This is a genomic window from Pseudomonas sp. ATCC PTA-122608 (assembly GCF_001952855.1).
Classification (GTDB): Bacteria; Pseudomonadota; Gammaproteobacteria; order Pseudomonadales; family Pseudomonadaceae; genus Aquipseudomonas.
Genome location: NZ_LPNO01000013.1, coordinates 417,129 through 440,967 on the forward strand (window position 1 = coordinate 417,129; position 23,839 = coordinate 440,967).

At 62.4% G+C, this 23,839-nt stretch carries 10 protein-coding genes; 6 read left to right on the forward strand and 4 right to left on the reverse strand.

Annotation, left to right across the window (positions count from 1 at the left end):
• Position 1: 1 nt before the first annotated feature.
• From atuC to AU074_RS14725, 3 genes are read right to left on the reverse strand one after another with little or no spacing between them, the layout of a single operon-like run.
• Positions 2–1,618 (reverse strand): geranyl-CoA carboxylase subunit beta, encoded by a 1,617-nt coding sequence (atuC, locus tag AU074_RS14715; RefSeq protein ID WP_076015313.1) that lies wholly within the window; start codon positions 1,616–1,618, stop codon positions 2–4.
• Positions 1,619–1,621: 3 nt separating this feature from the next.
• Positions 1,622–2,494 (reverse strand): SDR family oxidoreductase, encoded by an 873-nt coding sequence (locus AU074_RS14720; RefSeq protein WP_076015314.1) that lies wholly within the window; start codon positions 2,492–2,494, stop codon positions 1,622–1,624.
• Positions 2,495–2,506: 12 nt separating this feature from the next.
• Positions 2,507–4,285 (reverse strand): acyclic terpene utilization AtuA family protein, encoded by a 1,779-nt coding sequence (locus tag AU074_RS14725; protein ID WP_076015315.1) that lies wholly within the window; start codon positions 4,283–4,285, stop codon positions 2,507–2,509.
• A gap of 154 nt (positions 4,286–4,439) precedes the next feature.
• Here AU074_RS14725 and AU074_RS14730 point away from each other — a divergent pair, with 154 nt between their 5' ends.
• From AU074_RS14730 to AU074_RS14740, 3 genes are all read left to right on the forward strand, one after another.
• Entirely contained in the window at positions 4,440–5,063 is a 624-nt protein-coding gene (locus AU074_RS14730; RefSeq protein WP_076015316.1) for a TetR/AcrR family transcriptional regulator, read from the forward strand.
• 99 nt (positions 5,064–5,162) lie between these two features.
• The gene (locus AU074_RS14735; protein WP_076015317.1) at positions 5,163–5,951 is read left to right on the forward strand and encodes an ABC transporter substrate-binding protein; all 789 of its coding nucleotides are present in this window, start codon (positions 5,163–5,165) and stop codon (positions 5,949–5,951) included.
• A 66-nt stretch (positions 5,952–6,017) separates the two neighbouring features.
• Positions 6,018–7,031 carry a GNAT family N-acetyltransferase gene (locus tag AU074_RS14740; protein WP_076015318.1) on the forward strand — a complete coding sequence of 338 codons (1,014 nt, stop codon included), beginning with the start codon at positions 6,018–6,020 and terminating at the stop codon, positions 7,029–7,031.
• 853 nt (positions 7,032–7,884) lie between these two features.
• Here the strand turns inward: AU074_RS14740 and AU074_RS14750 are convergent.
• Positions 7,885–8,436: an RNA polymerase factor sigma-70 gene (locus AU074_RS14750; RefSeq protein WP_076015319.1), complete on the reverse strand. Its 552-nt coding sequence runs from the start codon at positions 8,434–8,436 to the stop codon at positions 7,885–7,887.
• A gap of 277 nt (positions 8,437–8,713) precedes the next feature.
• Between AU074_RS14750 and AU074_RS14755 the strand changes: the two genes are divergently transcribed.
• The 3 genes from AU074_RS14755 (at position 8,714) to AU074_RS14765 (ending at position 23,822) form a co-directional block, all read left to right on the forward strand.
• Positions 8,714–9,472, forward strand: coding sequence for a thioesterase II family protein (locus AU074_RS14755; protein WP_076015320.1), 759 nt, complete (start codon positions 8,714–8,716; stop codon positions 9,470–9,472).
• Between the two features lie 64 nt (positions 9,473–9,536).
• On the forward strand, positions 9,537–22,475 hold the full coding sequence (locus AU074_RS14760; protein ID WP_076015321.1) for a non-ribosomal peptide synthetase: 12,939 nt from the start codon (positions 9,537–9,539) through the stop codon (positions 22,473–22,475).
• A gap of 129 nt (positions 22,476–22,604) precedes the next feature.
• Positions 22,605–23,822 carry a hypothetical protein gene (locus tag AU074_RS14765; protein ID WP_076015322.1) on the forward strand — a complete coding sequence of 406 codons (1,218 nt, stop codon included), beginning with the start codon at positions 22,605–22,607 and terminating at the stop codon, positions 23,820–23,822.
• The last annotated feature ends 17 nt before the right edge of the window (positions 23,823–23,839 follow it).

The following is a 23,839-nucleotide window of genomic DNA, read 5'->3' on the forward strand; positions in this document are numbered from 1 at the left end:
ATCAAAACCGCGCTGCACCAAAGCTGTTGGGCTGTAGTTGCCGCACTTCGGCCTCGTGGCAGATGTCCAGTAGAAATCCGAGCAAGGTCCGTGTGTCCCGGGGGTCAATCAGCCCGTCGTCCCACAGGTTTGCGCTGCCGTAGAGGGCGGTGGACTGGCTGTCGAGTTTCTGTGCGGTGACCTGTTCGAGCATGTCGAGCACCTTGGGGTCGGGCACCAGGCCGTCTTTCAATTGCTTGGCTTCGGTTACGATCCGCAGCACCTTGCCCGCCTGGGCGCCGCCCATCACGGCGGTGCGGCTGTTGGGCCAGGCGAAGATGAAGCGCGGGTCGAGGCCACGGCCGCACATCGCGTAGTTGCCGGCACCGTAGGAACCACCGACGACGATGGTCAATTTCGGCACCCGGGCATTGGCCACCGCCTGAATCATCTTCGCGCCGTGCTTGATCACGCCTTGCTGCTCCGACTCGGTGCCCACCATGAAACCAGTGGTGTTGTGGAAGAACAGCAGCGGCGTCTGGCTCTGGTCGCACAGCTGGATAAATTGCGCGGCCTTGCTCGCGCCCTTCGGTGTGATCGGCCCGTTGTTGCCGATAAAACCACAGGCGCGGCCCTGGATATGCAAATGGCCGCAGACGGTGTGCGGATCGAACTCGCCCTTGAACTCCAGGAAGTTGGAACCGTCCGCCAGTCGCGCGAGGATTTCGCGCACGTCGTAGGGCTTTTTCGGATCGTCGGGGATCAGCCCCAGCAGCTCTTCAATCGGGTACAACGGCTCGCTATAAGCGCGCTTTGGCACAGGCGGCAAGCGGTCATCCCATGGCAACAGGCTGACGATCTCACGCACGATGCGCACACCGTCAGCGTCGTTTTCCGCCAGGTATTCGGCAGTGCCGGCGGTTTGCACGTGCATCTCGGCGCCGCCCAGTTCTTCATCGGTGGCGACTTCGCCGGTGGCCGCCTTGAGCAGCGGCGGGCCGGCCAAAAACAGCTTGGCCTTGCCGCGCACCACCACCACGTAATCCGAAAGCCCCGGCTGATAGGCGCCGCCCGCCGTGGCCGAGCCATGCACCACGGTGATCTGCGGCAAACCCATGGCCGACATCCGCGCCTGGTTGGCGAAGCTGCGTGCGCCTTCGACGAAAATCTCGGCAGCGTAGTTGAGGTTGGCGCCGCCGCTTTCTGCGAGCGTCACCACCGGCAGTTTGTTTTCCATGGCGATCTGTTGCAGGCGCAGGGATTTTTTCAGGCCCGAGGGGGAAATGGTTCCGCCCTTGATCGCACTGTTATTGGCTACCACCAGCATGCGCACGCCGCTGACGTAGCCGATGCCGGCGATCAACCCGCCACCGGCAGCGCTGCCGTCCTTGTCGTCGTGCAGTTTGTAGCCGGCCAGGCTTGCCAGTTCGAGGAACGGCGCGCCAGGGTCCAGCAGCAAATTCAGGCGTTCCCGTGGCAGCAGTTGCCCGCGCTTGTCGAACTTGGCCTTGGCTTCGGCGGCCTTGCTCAACAGGTTTTGCTCCAGCTGGCGCAGTTGATTGACGCCTGTGAGCATTGCTTCGCGGTTCTGCGCGAATTGCGGGCTGTGGGCGTCGAGTTGCGAGTCGATCACCGGCATGGCTTATTTCTCCTCCTTGAGCACGTCCGGCAAGTACGCCCGGTGGAAACCGTTAAAGGACGCACTCGGCGGTTGCGCCTTGTGCAGCGGCCAGGCGCGGCTGCCGAGGCTGGCGGCGCCGTCGATGCGCAAGGTGCTGCCGCTGACGAACGCCGCGGCAGGGCTGAGTAAAAATACAATCGCCGCGCTGACTTCCGATTCGGTGCCGATGCGTTTTAGCGGTACATGCTCGCGCAAGGTCGGGATCACCGCCTTGAACGCGCCTTCGTAAGTATCCATGCCACTCGATGCAATCCAGCCCGGCGCCACGGCGTTGACCCGCACCCCGGCGTAACCCCATTCGAATGCAGCGGTCTTGGTGAAGTTGTCCATGCCCGAACGTGCCGCGCCGGAGTGGCCCATGCCCGGCATGCCGCCCCACATGTCGGCGAGCATATTGACGATGGACCCGCCGTGCGTGCTCATGCACTGGTTGAACACTTCCCGGGCCATCAGGAAACCGCCCACCAGGTTGGTGCGCAACACCGTTTCAAAGCCCTTCTGATTGATCGACGCGAGCGGCGAGGGGTACTGGCCGCCGGCGTTGTTCACCAGGCCATGAACCGGGCCGTGCTCCTGGAGGATCTGGCTGATCAGCGCCTTGACCGCTTCTTCATCACGAATATCGCAGGCCTGCCAGCTGGCGCGGCCGCCGTCTTCATTGATCTCCGCCGCGACCGTTTGCAGTTTTTCCGGTTTGCGTCCCACCAGGATCACATGGGCGCCGAGAGCTGCCAGCTCGTGGGCGGTGCAGCGGCCAATGCCACTGCCGCCGCCGGTAACGATGATGGTCTGCCCCTGGAACAAGTCGGCTTTGAAGATCGAGTCGAAGGCCACGGCGTGGGTCCTTTAAGTGAATTGATCGGCAATGTGCTGCGGCACGGCAATCGGTATTTCCAGCAGTTGCTGGGCGAAGGCCTTGCCTTGGGGGTCGATGCGCAGGCTGGCAATCCCGCCGCCGCCCAAGGCGTTTTCCAGCAGGAAGTTCAGGCTGTGGCTGCCCGGCAAGTACCAGCGTTCGACGCGGCCGTGGATCGGGTCGAGCACGTGGCTCATCCAGTCGACGATCACTTCGGGGGTCAACGCTTCGGCGATCCACGGCAGGTATTCGGGCTCGCGGGCGATCACGCCGATGTTGCTGTGGTTGCCCTTGTCGCCAGAGCGCGCCACGGCCAGTTTGATCAGCGGCACGTTGGCGTCGGCGCGGCCTTGGGGTTTGGGCGGGTCGATCAAGGCGATGGAAGTGTTCAGCGGTGCGGTGCCAGGCAATTCGCAGGCATGCCGCTCGCCAAGAAAGTCGACCTGCAATTGGCAGGCGCTTTTATCGATCAGGAACGAAAACAGCCGAATCAGCGGATACACCGTGGGCCGCCCGCCGACGATCCCGGTGAGCCCCGGCGCCATGCCGGTGGCCGCCTGGGCGATCTCTCTGGCGAACAGCACCAGCGCCTGTTTGCTCGGGTGACGCACCGCCAGTTTCACCACCACTTCGCGGCAGTCCTGGCGTTGGGCGTGGGGGCCGTAGGTGGCTTCGCTGCCCAACAGTTCGATGTTGACGTCGGTGTAGGGCGCCCAGCCGCGCTGGCTTAACAGCTCTGAGGTTTTGTTGATGATCGCCTGGCTGACCCGCTCGGCCTTGGCCACCGCGTCGATCCCGGCAATCAGGCAACTGGCGGTGCAGCGAAAGCCGTCCGGGTAAGTGGCGCTGACCTTGTACTGGTCGGTGGGCGGCAGGCCTTTGGCGCCGTGCAGGTGCACGCGGTTTTTGCCTTGTTGCTGGAGCTTTACGTGGCTGAAGTCGCAGATCACGTCGGGCAACAGGTAGGCGCGCGGGTCGCCGATTTCATACAGCAATTGCTCGGCGACGCTCAGTTCGCTGATCAGCCCGCCGGTGCCGTCGACTTTACTGACGGTGAACTGGCCGTCGGCGCTGACCTCCACAATCGGGAAGCCGATGTGTTCGTAGTCCGGCACCTCGCGCCAATCGGTGAAGTTGCCGCCGGTGCACTGGGCGCCACATTCGATGATATGCCCAGCCAGTGCCGCCTGGGCCAGGCGGTCGTAGTCCTGCCAGGACCAGTCGAATTCATGCACCAGCGCCGCGCTCACCACGGCGCTATCGACCACACGGCCGGTGATGACGATGTCGGCGCCCAGCTTCAACGCCTGCACGATGCCCGGCGCGCCGAGGTAAGCGTTGGTGGACACGCACATCGCCGGCAAAGGTGCGCCGCTGAACATGTCGGTGATGCCGTGCAGTTGCTTGAACTGCGGTTGCAGGTCATCCCCCAGCAGCACGGCGATCTTCAACGGGATTTGCGCCTGGTCGCAGGCCGCCTGCAACGCGGCGGCGCAGGCCTGGGGGTTGATGCCGCCGGCATTGCTGATCACGCGGATGCCCTGGCGCTGGATATCCGCCAGCAGTGGCGTCAGCACCTCGATGAAATCCGTGGCATAGCCGGCCTGGGGATCTTTCATCCGTGCCCCGGCGAGGATCGACATGGTGACTTCGGCCAAGTAGTCGAACACCAGGTAATCCAGCGCACCGCCTCCTACCAACTGCGCAGCGGCGGTGCAGGTGTCGCCCCAGAAGGCGCTGGCGCAGCCGATGCGTACCGTCTTGTTCATGGGGCGTCCTTCCTCTGGTTTGCTGGTACCAACACTACCAAGCAAGCGCTTGGTTTGTAAACTCTGGTCACAACTTTGCCCCAAGCGCTTGCTTGGTTGGCTGCCACGGCCTAAATTGCCGCCCAAGACGTAACCAGAAGTTAAGGAGAGCAGCATGGATGAGCAAAAAGCCCTGCGGGTGATGCGCACCATGGTCGACGCCGGCCAATTGACCGACCCCGACAGTGCCCGTGGCAAGTTGCTGCAAACCGCGGCCCACCTGTTTCGCAACAAAGGCTTTGAGCGCACCACCGTGCGTGACCTGGCCGGCGCGGTCGGGATCCAGTCCGGCAGCATCTTTCATCACTTCAAGAGCAAGGACGAAATCCTGCGGGCGGTGATGGAGGAAACCATCCACTACAACACCGCCCTGATGCGCGCCTCCCTGGCCGAGGCGAACAACGTGCGCGAGCGGGTGCTGGCGCTGATTCGCTGCGAATTGCAGTCGATCATGGGCGGCAGCGGCGAGGCGATGGCGGTGCTGGTGTATGAATGGCGGTCACTGTCGGCCGAGGGCCAGGCCCAGGTACTGGCCTTGCGCGATATCTACGAAGACATTTGGTTGCAGGTGCTGGGGGAGGCGAAAAACGCCGGTTATATCCGGGGCGATGTGTTTATCACCCGGCGTTTCCTGACCGGCGCCCTGTCCTGGACCACCACCTGGTTTCGCGCCCAGGGCAGCATGACCCTGGAGCAACTGGCCGACGAAGCCCTGCTAATGGTTTTGAAAGCTGACTAGCCCGTTCGCGCAAGCTATTAATTGTGTGGCAGAAAGTTGTCTCGCTAGACAAAAACGCCTAGCTTAGCGGGATCAAAGTTTTCGACGGTGTGTGCCTTGATGTTTTCGCCCTGGCGATTGGCTGCAGGACTCTCAATATTGGCACTTGGCACACTGTGGCTGATGCCGGCTTCGGCCGCTCAGTTGGTGAGGGTAGGGGCTGCGCATTTTCCGCCGTACACCGTGCGCCCGGAGCAGGGCGCCGACACCGGGTTGCTGCCGCAATTGCTGGAAGCCTTGAATGCCCTGCAAACCGATTACCAGTTTGTGCTGGTGCCCACCTCGATCCCCCGGCGCTTTCGCGATTTCCAGCAAGGCCGGGTGGATATGGCGATCTTCGAAAATCCGGCATGGGGTTGGCAGGACATCCCCCACACGGCAGTCGACATGGGCCTGGAAGACGCGGAAATCTTCGTCGCCCAGCGTGAGCCCGGCCGCGACCAATCGTACTTCACTGAGCTGACCGGCAAGCGCCTGGCGGTGTTCAGCGGCTATCACTACGCGTTCGCCAACTTCAACCCCGACCCCAGGAACATGGCGGAGCACTTCAACGCCACCTTGACCTATTCCCACGACAGCAACCTGTTGATGGTCGCCCGGGGCCGCGCCGACATTGCATTGGTAACACGCTCCTACCTCAGCGATTTCCTGGTGCGCAACACCGAGACGGCGGGGCAGTTCCTGGTGTCCGAGCGGATTGACCAGGTGTACCACCATTTCGCGCTGCTGCGGCCCAAGGCGCCGATCACGGGGCCGGTGTTCGCCGGGCTGCTCAAGCAACTGCGGGACAATGGCCAGTTGCTGAAGATCTTCGAGCCTTACCGCATCGATGTGATGCCGGTGCCGTGATCGTCTAAATTTTTGCCCCTGGCTCACGTCACTTGTTGAACTGTCGACGATTCGTGAGCCCATCCCATGTCCAATCTGAATGACCTGTCTGTCCTGCCGTTGCCGGCGGGGCCTGCCCTGAATGCTGATGAAACTGACAGCCGTCTGAGCCTGACCCTTGAGGGGCAGCCGCTGATTCGTTTGCGCCTTGAACGGGGTGATGAGCTGCTGGTGCATTTGCAGGAGCCCGACCGTGTGCCGGCTGCCCGTGCTTTGTGGGCGGCGTGTTACTGGCTGTTTACCAAAGAGCCTGAGCGTCAACGGCTGGCCTGGCGTCTTGAGCATGCGCCGGAGGATGCGTTGCGCAGTGGGTTGCTGGTGGCGACCGAGGTTGCCGGGCAGTTTTATTGTGAGCGCACGTTGTTTTGGCAGTTGCCGCAACCGTGGTTGGGGCAGTCGCTCACAGGGACTTATCCGCAGCAGATGATTATCAGTGGTGGCAAGCGCCATCCCGCTCGCGCGCCGAAGCCTCGGGGTGAGGTTTATCGGCGGTTTGATGCGCGGTTGGGGGCTTGGATTTCGCTGCGCACGGTTGAGATTGACGTCGATCTGGCGCGATTCAATCGTTGGCAGAACAGTACGCGGGTGGCGAATTTCTGGCAGGAAAGTGGCAGCCTGGAGCAGCATCGGGAGTATCTGGACAAGCTGGACGCGGATCCCCATGCGTTGACGTTGATCGGGTGTTTCGACGATGAGCCGTTTGCGTATTTCGAGGCGTATTGGGCCAAGGAAGATCGGATTGCGCCGTTCTATGACGTGGCGGATTACGATCGCGGGATTCATATGTTGGTGGGTGAGGAGCATCACCGGGGGCCGCATAAGGTTGCGAGTTGGTTGTCGGCGTTGGTGCATTACCTGTTTCTTGATGATCCGCGTACGCAGCGTGTGGTGGCGGAGCCTCGGGCGGATAACGGGCGGATGATTGGGCATATGCAGAATCAGTGTTTCCACTGTGAGAAGGAGTTTGATTTTCCGCATAAGCGGGCGGCGTTGATGATCCTGGGGCGGGAGCGGTTTTTTGAGCGGTGTGGGTTGGTTTGATCGGGGGCATATCCGTTGTTTAGGTCACGGCCTCCTAGGGTTCCGCTCTTACAGCGGGTCACTTTTGAAAAGCCGGAATGCCGGCCCAGTCAAAAGTAACCAAAACGCTCTGCCCCGCCTGTCGGCACCTCGCCTAGGCTCGGTGTTCCCTCACTCCGGCACCGCGAAGCGGGCCGCCGCGACGGGCCATCCATGGCCCGGCGCGGCTAAACCGGCGTCCTGCCGGTTTACCCGCTCCGCAATACCTGCGTTCGGCCTCGGGCTGAATGGGGCAGTCAGATCAAGATCAAAAGCAAGAGCACAGCGGCCTACAGGCCGGCTTGAGTGTTAGAAGCAGAGGCAAGATCCAGAGCGAAAGCAGAGCTGCTTTTCTGTAGGAGCGAGCTTGCTCGCGAAAAACCTGAGAACGCCGCGTTCATCCTGAATGCCCGCGTCATCGTTAACGACCTTCGCGAGCAAGCCCGCTCCCACATTTGGACCGTGCCCGCTTTAGCTTTTGATTTAGCCTTTGCTTCACCACACTCAAGCCGGCCTGTAGGCCGCTGTGCTCTTGATCTGCTTTTGATCTTGATCTTAGGCGCCCCGTTAAACCACGCTGGCCGAACGCAGGCTTTGGAGCGTGGGTAACCCGGCAGGACGCCGGGTTAGCCGCGCCGGGCCATGGATGGCCCGTCGCGGCGGCCCACGCTCCAAAGCCGGAGTGAGGGCACACCGAGCATTAGCGAGGTGCCGAGTGGTGGGGCAAGAGCCTTTTGGTTACTTTTGGGCTCTTTTCAAAAGTGACCCGCTGTAAGAGCGGCACCGATCGAAGCCATCACCCAAATAACGGATATACACCCAGCAGCAGAGCCAATCAAACCCGCCGCGCAAACGTGTCGCTATGAGTCCCGGAAACCTTCCGGCAATGCACCAGCGCATCCCGAATCATGAAGTTCACGAGCGTCGGCGAAACCCCCAGCTCCTTGGCAATATCCTTCTGCGGCACCCCATGCAACCGGTACATCTCAAACGCATAACGCGTGCGTTGAGGCAACTGCGTCAACGCATCCGCGATATTTTCCAGCGTCGAAAAGTTGATGTGCGATGTCTCAGGCGAAGCCCCGTGAATAACCACATTCAAGCCTTCCTCTTCAGTGCCGGAGTATTTCAACTCAAGCGCCTGCTTACGGTAGTGATCAATGGCCAGGTTACGCACGATCTGAAACAGGTAACTCAGCTGCGCCTTGAACGACGACGTGATGGTGGGTGCCGATTGCAACCGGAAGTACGCGTCTTGCACCACGTCTTCGGCGCGGGACCGGCAGCCGGTAATGCGTGCTGCGATCTTGACCAAGATCAGTCGGTTATCGACGAAGGCCTGGAGTAGGGGTGAGTCGCACCTGCCTGTGGATACTTGTTCCGTCATGGAAATCACCTTGCTGCAAAAGAGGTTGGGGGAGGGCGTCCTTGCTGAGGCCTCCTACACATCGGGCAACAAATTATGCTTAATGATAATGATTGTCAAATGAGAAGACGAACTAATCTTATGCTTTATCGATAGGTGTGAACCGCGTCTCGCTGACTAATTATTTCCAGGTGCCATCCGTTCTCATGGGTGACAGGCCAGTTAACAAACCGGCCAAGGATCAGCGCCTGGAGGAGGACAAAATGGGTTTTTATCGTGTGAGCGGGAGTGGTCTGAAATGAACACGCCGGCTCGATTACGCCTGTTTTGCCTGCCGTATTCCGGCGCCAGCGCCATGGTCTACAGCCGCTGGCGGCGGGCGCTGCCCGAGTGGTTGCAGGTGCGGCCGCTGGAACTGCCGGGACGCGGCATGCGCATGGACGAGCCCTTGCAGCGCGATATCAAGGCATTGGCCGCGCAACTGGCCGATGAAATCAGTGCGGAACTGGACGAGCCTTACGCCTTGTTCGGCCACAGTCTCGGCGGTCTGCTGGCGTTCGAGCTGGCCCATGCCCTGAGTGAGCGTGGTGTACCGCAGCCATTGGCGCTGTTTGCGTCGGGTACCGCCGGCCCGGCCCGTCGCGATGTCAGCGAATACGCCATCGAGAAAAACGACGAGCAACTGATCGCCCGCCTGCGTGAACTCAAGGGCACCGGCGAAGAGGTGTTGGCCAATGCCGAACTGATGCAGTTGATGTTGCCGATCCTGCGGGCCGACTTCCTTCTTTGCGGCAGTTTCGAGTATGGCGAGCGCGAGCCGCTGCCCCTGCCGATCCATGTCTTTGGCGGCAAGCAGGACAGTGTGCGTGCCGACCAACTGCTGGACTGGCAGCAAGACACCGCCAGCGGTTTCTCCCTCGACATGTTCGACGGTCACCACTTCTTCCTGGTGCAGCACGAGAGTTCTGTACTGCGCTGTGTGCGGCGTTACGCCGACGAACACTTGGCCCGCTGGCGCAATGACGCCGCGCGGCAGATGGCCCGGGCTGCCGGCTGAACAAGCCCCCCCTCCGCCACACATTCCCCGATTTCCCAGTAAGCCGATTTCAGGCAGGAACCCCATGATGGACGCCTTCGAACTTCCCCGCACCCTGGTCCAGTCCCTTCAGCGCCGCGCCGCACAAACCCCGGATCAACTGGCGTTGCGCTTCCTGGCCGAGACGGCCGAGCAAAGCGTCGTCCTCAGTTACCGCGACCTTGACCTGCGCGCCCGCACCATCGCCGCCGCCTTGCAGGCCAACGCAAACCTGGGCGACCGCGCGGTACTGTTGTTTCCCAGCGGGCCGGATTATGTCGCGGCGTTCTTTGGTTGCCTGTATGCCGGGGTCATTGCGGTGCCGGCTTACCCGCCTGAGTCCGCCCGCCGACATCATCAGGAGCGCCTGTTGTCGATCATCGCGGACGCCGAGCCACGGTTGCTGCTGACTACCGCCAGCCTCGGTGATTCGTTGCTGCAACTCGAAGGTGCACCGCAGTTGCTGTGCGTCGACAGCCTTCATGCCGAGATCGCGAGCAATTGGCTCGCGCCCAACTTGCAAGACGATGACATCGCCTTCCTGCAATACACCTCCGGTTCCACTGCGTTGCCCAAGGGCGTGCAAGTCACCCACGGCAACCTGGTGGCCAACGAGCTGCTGATTCGCCGGGGCTTCGGCATCGACCTGAACCCCGACGACGTGATCGTCAGCTGGCTGCCGCTGTACCACGACATGGGCCTGATCGGCGGCCTGCTGCAACCGATCTTCAGTGGTGTGCCGTGTGTGTTGATGTCGCCGGCGTACTTCCTCGGCCGGCCATTGCGCTGGCTGGAAGCGATCAGCGAATACGGCGGCACCATCAGCGGCGGGCCGGATTTTGCCTATCGGCTGTGCAGCGAGCGAGTCAGTGAATCGGCATTGGATCGCTTGGATTTGAGCAAGTGGCGCGTGGCGTATTCCGGCTCCGAGCCGATCCGCCTCGACACCCTGGAACGCTTTGCCGAGAAGTTCGCCGCCTGCGGTTTTACCTCGAATAATTTCTTCGCATCCTATGGCCTGGCGGAGGCTACCTTGTTCGTTGCCGGCGGCACCCGTGGCCACGGCATCCCGGCCCTGCGCCTGGACGAACAGGCTCTGGCTGCCAATCGCGCCGAGCCTGGGCAGGGCGCGGCGATCATGAGTTGCGGCACCAGCCAGCCCGAACACGCGGTACTGATTGCCGAACCCGCCACCCTGGCGACGCTCCCCGACAATGCCGTCGGTGAAATCTGGGCCACCGGCCCGAGCATCGCCCACGGCTACTGGCGCAACCCTGAAGCCACTGCCAAGACTTTCGTCCAGCACGAAAGCCGTACCTGGCTGCGGACCGGCGACCTTGGGTTTATCCGCGAAGGTGAAGTGTTCATCACCGGTCGCTTGAAAGACCTGCTGATCGTGCGGGGCCACAACCTGTATCCCCAAGACATCGAGCAAGCCATCGAGCGTGAAGTGGAAGTGGTGCGCAAGGGTCGGGTCGCCGCGTTTGCGGTGAATGACCAGGGCCTGGAAGGCATCGGCATCGCCGCCGAAATCAGCCGCAGCGTGCAGAAAATCCTGCCGCCTGAAGCGCTGATCAAGGCGATTCGTCAAGCAGTGGCCGAGGCCTGCCAGGAAGCGCCGAGCGTGGTGATATTGCTCAACCCCGGCGGCTTGCCGAAAACGTCCAGCGGCAAGGTTCAGCGTTCGGCCTGCCGCACGCGGTTGGCGGATGGCAGCCTCGACAGTTATGCGCAGTTCCCCGGCGTGCAGGCGCAGGTCGGCGATGCTGCCCTGCAATCCGAACTGCAAAGCCAGATTGCCGCGATCTGGTGCGAGCAATTGCAGGTGACGCAGGTCGCCGCCGACGATCACTTCTTCCTGTTGGGCGGCAACTCCATCAGCGCCACCCAGGTCGTCGCCCGCCTGCGGGAAACCCTCGGCCTGGAGCTGAACCTGCGCCTGTTGTTCGAAGCGCCAACCCTGGCTGCCTTCGCCACCAGCGTCGCGCAATTGCAGCAGGACGGCGGCGTGGCCCAAGGCGCGATCCATGCGCTGTCACGCCAGGAAGACTTGCCGCAATCCCTCGCGCAAAACCGCCTGTGGATCACCTGGCAACTCGACCCGCAGAGCAGCGCCTACACCATCCCCGGTGCCCTGCGGTTGCGCGGCGAACTGGATGAAGACGCGGTGCGCGCAAGCTTCCAGCAACTGATCCAGCGCCACGAGTCCCTGCGCACGCGCTTCTTTGAACGCGACGGCCAGGGCTTCCAGCGGGTCGACGCCAAGGCTGATTTCGACCTGCAAGTCATCGACCTCAGCGACCTGCCCGCCGCCGAGCGCGAAGCCCGGGCCAACCAGATCCGCGAAGACGAAGCCCGCACCCAGTTTGACCTGGAGAAAGGCCCGCTGCTGTGGGTAACGCTGGTGCGCCTGGATGACGAAGACCACCAACTGCTGGTGACGATGCACCACATCATCGCGGACGGCTGGTCGCTGAACGTGTTGATCGACGAATTCTCCCGCTTGTACGCCGCCGCGTCCCAAGGCCAAACCCTGGAGTTGCCAGCGCTGGCCCTGCAATACGCCGATTACGGCAGCTGGCAGCGCCAGTGGCTGGCCGAAGGCGAGGGCCAGCGGCAACTGGCTTACTGGAAAGCACAGCTGGGGGACGACCACCCAACCCTGAGCCTGGCCACCGATCACCCACGCTCGGCGCAGCATATTCGCAGTGCTTCACGCCACAGCGTGCGCGTGAACACGAGCCTCAGTGAAGCCATTCGCAAGACCGCCCAGGCTCACGAGTCCACGCCGTTCATGCTGTTGCTCGCAGCGTTCCAGAGCCTGCTCTATCGCTACAGCGGCCAACGCGATATCCGCATCGGCGTGCCCAACGCCAACCGTCCGCGCCAGGAAACCCAAGGCCTGATCGGGTTCTTTATCAACACCCTCGTGCTGCGTGCCGAACTGGATGCGCGCCTGCCATTCGCCGACTTGCTGACCGCGACGCGAACCGCTGCCCTGGGCGCCCAGGCCCATCAGGACTTGCCGTTCGAGCAACTGCTGGAAGCCTTCCCGCGAGCCCGGGAACAAGGCCTGTTCCAGGTAATGTTCAACCACCAGCAACGCGATCTCAGTGCCTTGCGCCGCCTCCCGGGCCTGCTCGCCGACGAGCTGGCGTGGCACAGCCGCGAAGCCAAGTTCGACCTGCAACTGCACACTGAAGAAGACCGCAACGGTCGCCTGAGCCTGTCCTTCGACTACGCCGACGAACTGTTTGACGTCGCCACCATCGAGCGACTGGCCGAGCACTTCATCAACCTGCTGCAAGCCATTTGCGAGCAACCGCAACAGGCCATCGGTGACCTGAAGCTGCTGCACGCCGACGAACACACCCAACAACGTCAGTGGAGCGCCGCGCCGTGCACACCAGCGCAGAGCTGGCTGCCGGAACAACTCAACCAACAGGTCTCGGAACGCACCGCACTGGTGTGGCAGGACGGCAGCCTGACCTTCGCCCAACTGCACACCCAGGCCAACCGCCTGGCCCATTACCTGCGGGACAAGGGCGTCGGCCCGGACGTGTGCGTGGCCATCGCCGCCGAGCGTTCGCCGCAACTGCTGATCGGCCTGCTGGCAATCATCAAGGCCGGCGGTGCCTATGTGCCGCTGGATCCGGATTACCCGGCCGAACGCCTCGCCTACATGCTCAAGGACAGCGGCGTGCAACTGCTGTTGACCCAGACTTCGCTGCTTGAGCAACTGCCCACGGCTGAAGGCGTCTGCGTCATCGCCATGGACAGCCTCAAGCTGGAAAGCTGGCCGACCCACGCGCCGGGCCTGCACCTGAACGGCGACAACCTCGCCTACGTGATCTACACCTCCGGCTCCACCGGCCAGCCCAAGGGCGTGGGCAACACTCATGCAGCGCTGGCCGAGCGTCTGCAGTGGATGCAGGCCACCTACAATCTGGATGAAACCGATGTGCTGATGCAAAAGGCGCCCATCAGTTTCGACGTGTCGGTGTGGGAGTGTTTCTGGCCGCTGATCACCGGTTGCCGCCTGGTACTAGCCGGCCCCGGCGAGCATCGCGACCCGCATCGCATTGCCCAGTTGGTGCAGGAGCACGGCGTGACCACGCTGCACTTTGTGCCGCCGTTGTTGCAGCTGTTTGTCGACGAGCCGTTGGCCGCGGAATGCACCAGCCTGCGTCGTCTGTTCTCCGGCGGTGAAGCGCTGCCTGCCGAGCTGCGCAACCGGGTGTTGGCGCAGTTGCCGGCAGTGCAGTTGCACAACCGCTACGGCCCGACTGAAACCGCGATCAACGTGACGCATTGGCAGTGCCAGGCGGAGGATGGAGAGCGTTCGCCGATTGGCCGTCCGCTGGGCAATGTGATTTGCCGGGTGCTGGATGATCAGTTCAACCCACTGCCGTCAGGTGTCCCGGGTGAGCTGTGCATCGGCGGTATCGGCCTGGCCCGGGGTTACCTCGGGCGTGCGGGGCTGACCGCTGAACGGTTTGTCGCCGACCCGTTGGGTGAGGCGGGCGCACGCCTGTATCGCACCGGTGACCGCGTGCGCTGGAGCGCCGACGGTGCGCTGGAATACCTCGGACGCCTGGATCAGCAGGTCAAGCTGCGCGGCTTCCGTGTCGAGCCTGAAGAAATCGAAGCGCGTCTGTTGGCCCTTGATGGCATCGCCCAAGCGGTGGTGCTGGTGCGTGAAACCGCTGCCGGGGCGCAGTTGATCGGTTACTACACCGCCAACGAACCGCTGGATGAGCAGGATGTAAAAACCGCTCTGGCCGCCGAGCTGCCGGAGTATATGGTCCCGGCACAATTGATGCGCCTGGACGCGATGCCCCTGAGTCCGAGCGGCAAACTGGATCGCCGTGCCTTGCCGGAACCGGTGTGGCAAGTGCGTGAACACGTCGAACCCGAAACACCGCTGGAGCAGCAAATCGCCGCGATCTGGCGCGAAGTCCTTGCCCTGCCACGTATCGGCCTGCGGGACGACTTCTTCGCCCTCGGCGGCCATTCGCTGCTGGCCACACAAATCATCTCCCGCACCCGTCAGGCCTGCGACGTCGAGCTGCCGCTGCGCACATTGTTCGAAGCCAGCGAGTTGGGGGCTTTCGCCGAGCAGGTCCGCCTGATCCAGGCCTCGGGCCAGCGCAACCAACAACTGGCCATCGGCAAGGTCGACCGCAGCCAGCCGGTGCCGCTGTCCTATTCCCAGCAGCGCATGTGGTTCCTCTGGCAGATGGAACCCGACAGCCCGGCGTATAACGTCGGCGGCATGGCGCGCTTTCGCGGGGTGCTGGACGTGGGGCGTTTCGAGGCGGCGTTGCAGGCCTTGATCATGCGTCATGAAACCCTGCGCACGACTTTCCCGAGCATCAATGGCGTGGCGCAGCAGAAGGTTGCGGCGCAAACCGGCGTGCGCATGGATTGGCAGGATTTCTCGGCGTTCAGTGAGCCCGAGCGCCAGCAGCGTGTGCAGCAACTGGCCGATCATGAAGCCCACACGCCGTTCAATCTGGAGGCCGGCCCACTGCTGCGCGCCTGCCTGGTCAAGGCCGGCGAGCAGGAACATTACCTGGTGCTGACCCTGCACCACATCGTCACCGAAGGCTGGGCCATGGACATTTTTGCCCGTGAACTCAGCGCCCTGTACGAAGCCTTTATCGACGACCGCGAATCGCCGTTGGCACCGCTGCCGGTGCAGTACCTCGACTACAGCGTGTGGCAGCGCCAGTGGCTGGAATCCGGCGAGCGCCAGCGCCAACTGGATTACTGGACCGCACAACTGGGTACCGAACACCCGCTGCTGGAACTGCCGGGCGACCGCCCGCGACCACCGGTGCAAAGTCACCAGGGCGAGCTGTTCCGTTTCGACTTGAGCGATGACCTTGCCGCCCGCGTGCGGGCCTTTAACGCCGAGCGTGGTCTGACCCTGTTCATGACCATGACCGCCACCCTCGCGGTATTGCTCTACCGCTACAGCGGCCAGACCGACCTGCGTATCGGTGCGCCAGTCGCCAACCGGATTCGTCCGGAAAGCGAAGGGCTGATTGGCGCGTTCCTCAACACCCAGGTGCTGCGCTGCCAGCTCAACGGGCAGATGAGCGTCGGCGAATTGTTCGACCAGGTGCGCCACACCGTGATCGAAGGCCAGTCCCATCAAGACCTGCCGTTCGACCACTTGGTAGAAGCCCTGCAACCACCCCGCAGCGCGGCGTACAACCCGCTGTTCCAGGTGATGTGCAACGTGCAACGCTGGGAGTTCCAGCAGAGCCGTACATTGGCCGGGATGACCGTCGAGTACCTGGCCAACGATGCCCGCGCCACCAAGTTCGACCTCAACCTGGAAGTCACCGACCTCGACCATCGCCTGGGTTGCTGCCTGACCTACAGCACCGATCTGTTCGATGAGCCGCGCATTGCACGCATGGCCGCCCACTGGCAAAACCTGCTGGAAGCCTTGCTTGCCGATCCGCAACAGCGCCTGAGTGAGTTGCCGTTGCTGGAAGCGGCCGAGCAACGCTCGTTGCAAGACAGCCTTGGCATGGAGGCCGGCGAGCATCGTCTCGACCAGTGCATTCACCACCTGTTCAGCGAGCAGGCCCTGGCTCGCCCGGATGCCCCGGCCTTGACCTTCGCCGGGCAGACCTTGAGCTATAGCGAACTCGACAGCCGCGCCAATCGCCTGGCCTGGATGCTCCGCGAGCGCGGCGTGGGCCCGCAGGTGCGGGTTGGCCTGGCGCTGCCGCGTTCGCTGGAAATGGTGATCGGCCTGCTGGCGATCCTCAAGGCCGGCGGCGCCTATGTGCCGCTGGACCCGGAATACCCGCTGGACCGCCTGCACTACATGATCGAAGACAGTGGCATCGGCCTGCTGCTCAGCGACGCTGCGATGTTCGACGCGCTGGGCGAGCTGCCCGCCAGTGTCGGTCGCTGGTGCCTGGAAGATGACCTGCCAACCCTGGCCAGCTACCCGGCCAGCGAATTGCCTTTCATTAGCCTGCCGCAACACCAGGCCTATCTGATCTACACCTCCGGCTCCACCGGCAAGCCCAAGGGCGTGGTGGTGTCCCACGGTGAAATCGCCATGCATTGCCAGGCGGTGATCGAACGCTTCGGCATGCGTCCCGATGACTGCGAGCTGCACTTCTATTCCATCAACTTCGACGCCGCCACCGAGCGTCTGCTGGTGCCGTTGCTCAGCGGCGCCCAGGTTGTGTTGCGGGCCCAGGGCCAATGGGATGCGGAAGAAATCTGTGGGCTGATTCGTCAGCACCGCATCAACATCCTCGGCTTTACCCCAAGCTACGGCAGCCAGTTGGCGCAATGGCTGGCCACGCAACACCAGACCTTGCCGGTGCGCATGTGCATCACCGGAGGTGAAGCCCTGACCGGCGAGCACTTGCAGCGTATTCGCGCGGCATTCAAGCCGGCACTGTTTTTCAACGCCTATGGCCCGACTGAAACGGTGGTGATGCCGCTGGCCAGTCTTGCCCCGGAAACACTGGAAGAGGGCGCAGGCAGCGTGCCGATCGGCAGCATCATCGGCGCGCGTGTGGCCTACATTCTGGATGCGGATTTGGCGCTGGTGCCGCAAGGCGCGACGGGTGAGCTGTACGTCGGCGGTGCCGGCCTGGCCCAGGGGTATCACCAGCGTCCGGGGATGACGGCAGAGCGGTTTGTCGCGGACCCGTTTGCCACGAACGGCGGTCGTCTGTATCGCACCGGCGACCTGGTGCGCCAGCGTGCCGATGGCCTGGTTGAGTACCTTGGCCGTATTGACCATCAAGTGAAAATTCGCGGGTTCCGCATCGAGCTGGGGGAAATTGAAACCCGCCTGCTGGAACACGAGGCGGTGCGTGAAGCGGTGGTGTTGGCACTGGATTCACCGAGCGGCAAACAGTTGGTGGCCTATCTGGTCAGCAACGAAGAACACGGTGCACTGCGTGAATCCCTCAAGGCGCATTTGAAAGCGCAGCTGCCGGACTACATGGTGCCCGCGCACCTGATCGTCCTCGACATCATGCCGCTGACTGCCAACGGCAAACTCGACCGTCGCGCCTTGCCGCAGCCGGATCCCGAGGCGAATCGCCAACAGTACGTGGCGCCGCGCAACGAACTGGAGCAAACCCTGGCGGCGATCTGGTGCGCGGTATTGAACGTGCAGCAGGTGGGCCTCGACGATAACTTCTTTGAGCTGGGCGGCGACTCGATTCTGTCGATCCAGGTGGTCAGCCGCGCGCGGCAGGCAGGGATTCATTTCAGCCCGCGTGACTTGTTCCAGCACCAGACCGTGCAAACCCTGGCCGCCGTGGCGACCCGCACCGAGCAGGTTATCGCCGAACAAGGCGTGCTGACCGGCGCATCCGGGCTGACCCCGATCCAGCACTGGTTCTTCGACACCGACATCCCCGAGCGCCAACACTGGAACCAGGCGCTGCTGCTGGAGCCGGTTCAGGCCCTCGAACCCCATCGCCTGGAACAGGCGCTGCTGGCGGTGCTGGAACACCACGACGCCCTGCGCCTGAGCTTCACCCGGCGCGACGCCCAATGGCATGCCGAACACTTGGCGGTGCCAGAAGGCGGCCCGCTGTTGCAAGCCCAGGTGGCGGATATGGAGCAGTGCAGCGCGCTGTTCACCGACACCCAGCGCAGCCTCAATCTCGCCCATGGCCCGCTGTTGCGCGCGCTGCTGGTGGACGGCCCGCAAGGCCAGCGCCGGCTGCTGATCGCGATCCATCACCTGGTGGTGGACGGTGTTTCCTGGCGCGTGTTGCTGGAAGATTTGCAGACCGCGTATCGCCAGTTGAGCGACGGCCAACCGGTGAGCCTGCCGGCCAAGACCAGTGCCCTGCGCGATTGGGCAGCACGCTTGCAGGCCTATGCCGGCAGCGAATCCCTGCGTGAAGAACTGGACGTGTGGCAGCAGCAGTTGGCCGGTCCTGCCGTTGAACTGCCGGTGGACCGCCCGCAAGGTTCGCTGCGCAATCGCGATGCCGATACCGTCAGCGTGCGCCTGGATGCCGAGCGTACCCGCCAGCTGTTGCAACAGGCGCCGAGTGCTTACCGCACCCAGGTCAACGACTTGCTGCTGACCGCCTTGGCCCGAGTCTTGTGCCGCTGGAGTGGCCATGAATCGGCACTCATCCAGCTGGAAGGCCACGGCCGCGAAACCCTGTTCGACGAGATCGACCTGACCCGCAGCGTCGGCTGGTTCACCAGCGCCTACCCGTTGCGCCTGACCCCGTTACATATCGAAGAAGCCGCCGGGCAAGGCGCCTCGATCAAGGCGATCAAGGAGCAACTGCGCGGCGTGCCCCACAAAGGGTTGGGGTACGGCGTGCTGCGCTACCTGGCTGACGACCTGTGTCGCCAGACCATGGCCGCGTTGCCGAGCGCCAGTATCACCTTCAACTACCTCGGCCAGTTCGACCAGAGCTTTGGCGCTGACGCACTCTTTCACCCGCTGGACGAATCCGCCGGGATCGCCCATGACCCGGACGCGCCGCTGCCCAACGAGCTGAGCGTCGACAGCCAGGTGTACGGCGGTGAATTGGTGCTGCGCTGGACCTTCAGCCGCGAACGTCACCACAGCCAGACCATCGCTGAACTGGCGGATGCTTACCTGGCGGAACTGCAAAGCTTGATCGAGCATTGCCTCAAGGCAGACGCGGGCGGCCTCACGCCATCGGACTTCCCGCTGGCGCACCTCACCCAAGGGCAACTCGACGCGCTGCCGGTGCCGGCCAATGCCATCGAAGACGTGTACCCGCTGACTCCGATGCAAGAAGGCTTGCTGCTGCACACCTTGCTGGAACCGGGCACCGGCCTGTACTACATGCAGGACCGCTACCGCATCAACAGCGCCCTGGACCCCGAGCGTTTCGCCCAGGCCTGGCAGGCGGTGATCGCCCGTCACGAAGCGTTGCGCGCCTCGTTCTGCTGGAACGTCGGCGAAGACATGCTGCAGGTTATCCACAAGCCCGGCAGCACGCCGATCGAATACCTCGACTGGAGCCTGGAGCCGGAGAGCGAACAGGAGCCGCGTCTGCAAGCGTTGCTGAAAAGCGAGCGTGAAGCGGGTTTCGATCTGCTCAATCAGGCACCGTTCCACCTGAGGCTGATCCGCGTGGGCGAAGCCCGCTACTGGTTCATGATGAGCAACCACCACATCCTGATCGATGCCTGGTGCCGCTCGCTGCTGATGAACGATTTCTTCGACATCTACACGGCCCTCGGCGAAGGCCGCGACGCGCAGCTGGCGACGCCACCGCGTTATCGCGACTACATCGCCTGGCTGCAACGCCAGAACCTCGCCGAGGCGCGTCAGTGGTGGCAGCAGAACCTGCAAGGGTTTGAACGCACCACGCCGATTCCGAGTGACCGGCCGTTCCTGCGGGAACACGCCGGCCACAGCGGCGGCATGGTGGTGGGCGACTGCTACACCCGCTTGGATGTGCGCGACGGCGCGCAATTGCGCGAGCTGGCCCAGGCCCATCAACTGACGGTGAACACTTTTGCCCAAGCCGCGTGGGCCTTGGTGCTGCGGCGGTTGAGTGGCGATCGCGACGTGCTGTTCGGCGTTACCGTGGCCGGGCGTCCGGTGGAAATGCCCGAGATGCAGCGCACCGTCGGGTTGTTTATCAACAGCATCGCCTTGCGGGTCAAGCTGCCCGAGGACGATCAGCAGTGCAGCGTACGCCAATGGTTGAGCGGCCTGCTCGACAGCAACATGCAACTGCGTGAGTACGAATACCTGCCGCTGGTGACCATCCAGGAAAACAGCGAACTGCCCAAGGGCCAGCCGCTATTCGACAGCCTCTTTGTGTTCGAAAACGCCCCGGTGGAAGTCTCGGTGCTGGACCGTGCGCAAAGCCTGAATGCCACCTCGGATTCCGGGCGTACCCACACCAACTTCCCGCTGACCGCCGTGTGCTATCCGGGCGATGACCTGGGCCTGCACCTTTCCTACGACCAGCGTTACTTCGATGAAACCACCGTGCAAGGCATGCTCGCTGAATTCAAGCGGCTGCTGCTGGCGCTGGTGCAGGGCTTCCATGGCGACATGGCCGACTTGCCGCTGATTGGCGAGCAGGAACGTGAGTTCCTGGTGGAAGGCTGCAACCAGAGCGAGCATGAATATCCGCTGGAGCGCAGCTATGTTGAGCTGTTCGAAGCCCAGGTGCAGCAGCATCCACAGCGGATTGCCGCCAGTTGCCTGGATCAGCAATGGAGCTATGCCGAACTGAACCGGCGCAGTAACCGCCTGGGCCATGCATTGATCGCGGCGGGTGTCGGTCCGGATCAACCGGTGGCGTTGCTGGCCGAACGTAATCTGGATTTGCTGGGCATGATCATCGGCAGCTTCAAGGCCGGTGCCGGTTACTTGCCGTTGGACCCGGGGCTGCCGACGCAGCGCTTGAGCCGGATTATCGACCTCAGCCGCACGCCGCTGCTGGTGTGCACCGAAGCGTGCCGTGAACAGGCGCAGTTGCTGCTGGAAGAGTTCGCCTGCTCCGGTCGGCCGAAGCTACTGGTTTGGGACGCCTTGGCCGGGTCTGAGGAAAACCCCGGGATCTACAGTGCGCCGGACAACCTTGCCTATGTGATCTACACCTCGGGCTCCACCGGCTTGCCCAAGGGCGTAATGGTGGAGCAGCACGGCATGCTCAATAACCAGCTGAGCAAGGTGCCGTATCTGCAACTGACTGAGCACGATGTGATCGCTCAAACCGCCTCGCAAAGTTTCGATATTTCAGTGTGGCAGTTCCTCGCCGCGCCGCTGTTCGGCGCGCGGGTAGATATTGTGCCGAATACGATTGCCCATGATCCGCAAGGCTTGCTGACGCATGTCCAGGCCCAGGGCATTACCGTGTTGGAGAGCGTGCCGTCGCTGATCCAGGGCATGCTTGCCCAGGAGCGCATGAGCCTGGACGGCTTGCGCTGGATGCTGCCGACCGGTGAAGCCATGCCGCCGGAGCTGGCGCATCAGTGGTTGTTGCGCTATCCGGAGATTGGCTTGGTCAATGCCTATGGCCCGGCGGAATGCTCGGATGACGTGGCGTTCTTCCGCGTCGACCTGGCGTCGACCCGTGGCACTTATCTGCCAATTGGCACGCCGACTGACAACAACCGTTTGTACCTGCTGGATGGTGCGCTGGAGTTGGTGCCCCAGGGTGCGGTCGGCGAGTTGTGCGTCGCGGGGACCGGCGTGGGTCGTGGTTATGTCAGTGACCCGCTGCGCACGGCCCAGGTGTTTGTGCCGAATCCGTTTGGTGCGGACCGGTTGTATCGAACAGGGGATTTGGCCCGTCGCCGCAGCGACGGTGTGTTGGAGTACGTCGGGCGTATCGACCATCAGGTGAAGATTCGCGGTTACCGGATTGAGTTGGGTGAAATCGAAGCGCGCCTGCATGAACAACCGGAAGTGCGGGATGCGGCGGTTGGCGTGCAGGAGGGGGTCAACGGTAAGCATCTGGTGGGATACCTGGTGGCGGCGGATGCGCTGTTGAGTCCAGGCGAGCGTCTTGATCGGATCAAGCAACGCCTGCGGGCCGAGTTGCCGGAGTACATGGTGCCGCTGCATTGGCTGTGGCTCGACCGTTTGCCGCTGAATGCCAATGGCAAGCTGGATCGCAAGGCCTTGCCGGCGCTGGAGATTGGCCAGTTGCACAGCCAGGATTACCTGGCGCCGCGTAATGAGCTGGAGCAGACGTTGGCGGGGATTTGGGCCGAGGTACTGAAAGTTGAGCGCGTGGGGGTGCAGGATAATTTCTTTGAGCTGGGCGGGCATTCGTTGCTGGCCACGCAGATTGCTTCACGGGTGCAGACGACGCTGCAGCGGGATGTGCCGTTACGGGCGATGTTCGAGTGCAGCACGGTGGAGGAGTTGGCGGGGTATATCGACGGGCTTGCGGCGAATGAGATCAGTGCGCAGAAGGTGGATCGGCTGAGTGATTTGATGGCGGAGTTGGAGGGGTTGTAACCGTTGGTCAGAAGGAACTGCCTACTGTCAGATCTGACAGTAGGCAGTTCCTTTGCGGGGGTATTTGATATGTGTGGTCCGCTGTTTCCTGGATTTAGCGGTACGCGCCCTCAAAGAAGAGACTCCATAATGGTCAAGCTAACCCCCGTTGATGATTTGCTTCCGGTGCCGACAGTCAAATACGCCGCCGCCAATAATACGTTGTACCCCCTCGATGCTGAAGACGGCACTTGTGTGACCATCGCCTTTGACGGCATGCAAGAGGGTGCCCCTATCACTCTGTACTGGGCATTGGTGAATGAGCAGGACCAGCCACTGGCGCAGTTTGATACTTCCGGCAGTGCCAGTGGCAGTGTCGAAGTGGATATTGACGCGGCATTGGTTGGCCGCTGCATCGGCAAGACGTTGATGGTCTGGTACGAGACCACCACCAGCGATTCACATGTGCTTGAACTCACCATCGAGTTCATTCGGCCAGAGGCTTTGCCGGCTCCAGTTTTTACCAATGCTGTGGAGTATGACGGCGCGCGTTGGTTGGACATGCGCAAGTTCCGGGGGAATGCACGGATCGAGTTAAAGGCGCCGCCATTTCTTGCAGAGGGGCAACGGTTGTGGATCTTGGCGGTAGGCAATGAACACGACTTGGGGAATTTCCGATTCCAGTGGCTATTTGACGGCCACGTTGTGAGAGCAGAAGAGGCCGAGCCGGGGTTTGTTTTCCGACCAGTACTCTCGCGTGAATGGCTGGCCGGTTGCGAGGATTGGTCTTCGGTAACCTTGAACGTTGCAATTACCTATGATGGCGCGCTGGGCGCTGAGCCCGCAGACCCAAAGACGTCGCTGTTGCCGGAAAACGCCCATGAACTGCGGCGTGTTACTGAAAATTTGCGACTGGGAGAATCTGAAGCGCCGGCCTTCGACGATGAATCAGAATTTGAAGGCGGCAACTGGAACGGTTGGGAAAGAGGCGCTGATGTGGTGGACCCCAGAGACATGGTGATGGTGAATGAAGGGGGCGAGTGGTTTTTGTCCAACTATACCTACACAGAGCGCTCTGCCGGAGTCGTCTTGAGCAAGTCTTATCCAGCATTTGCCGCGGGTCAGACGTACGAGTTCAGCATGGAGGTCAGGCGATCCAATAGTTCGTTCGCCACTCCGCAGTTGTCTGCACTCGTCAACGGCGTTGTTTGTATCGAGCCTAGCAATCTGACAACACGGCAGTGGGCTTGGGTTAGCGGCACATTTACGGCCACCGGTTCAGGTGTTGAGGTGCAGGTATACAGTCATGTCTCTACCGGGAACGGTAACGATTACGCATTCGGAAAGTTGCGGCTGCGGGAACTCTAACGTACCGACATCAATCT

Excerpts from the sequence above, each read along its gene's own strand:
- AU074_RS14730 (WP_076015316.1), top strand. The coding sequence starts at position 4,440 with ATGGATGAGCAAAAAGCCCTGCGGGTGATGCGCACCATGGTCGACGCC.
- atuC (WP_076015313.1), bottom strand. The coding sequence starts at position 1,618 with ATGCCGGTGATCGACTCGCAACTCGACGCCCACAGCCCGCAATTCGCG.
- AU074_RS14735 (WP_076015317.1), top strand. The coding sequence starts at position 5,163 with ATGTTTTCGCCCTGGCGATTGGCTGCAGGACTCTCAATATTGGCACTT.
- AU074_RS14750 (WP_076015319.1), bottom strand. The coding sequence starts at position 8,436 with ATGACGGAACAAGTATCCACAGGCAGGTGCGACTCACCCCTACTCCAG.
- AU074_RS14760 (WP_076015321.1), top strand. The coding sequence starts at position 9,537 with ATGATGGACGCCTTCGAACTTCCCCGCACCCTGGTCCAGTCCCTTCAG.
- AU074_RS14740 (WP_076015318.1), top strand. The coding sequence starts at position 6,018 with ATGTCCAATCTGAATGACCTGTCTGTCCTGCCGTTGCCGGCGGGGCCT.
- AU074_RS14755 (WP_076015320.1), top strand. The coding sequence starts at position 8,714 with ATGAACACGCCGGCTCGATTACGCCTGTTTTGCCTGCCGTATTCCGGC.
- AU074_RS14765 (WP_076015322.1), top strand. The coding sequence starts at position 22,605 with ATGGTCAAGCTAACCCCCGTTGATGATTTGCTTCCGGTGCCGACAGTC.
- AU074_RS14725 (WP_076015315.1), bottom strand. The coding sequence starts at position 4,285 with ATGAACAAGACGGTACGCATCGGCTGCGCCAGCGCCTTCTGGGGCGAC.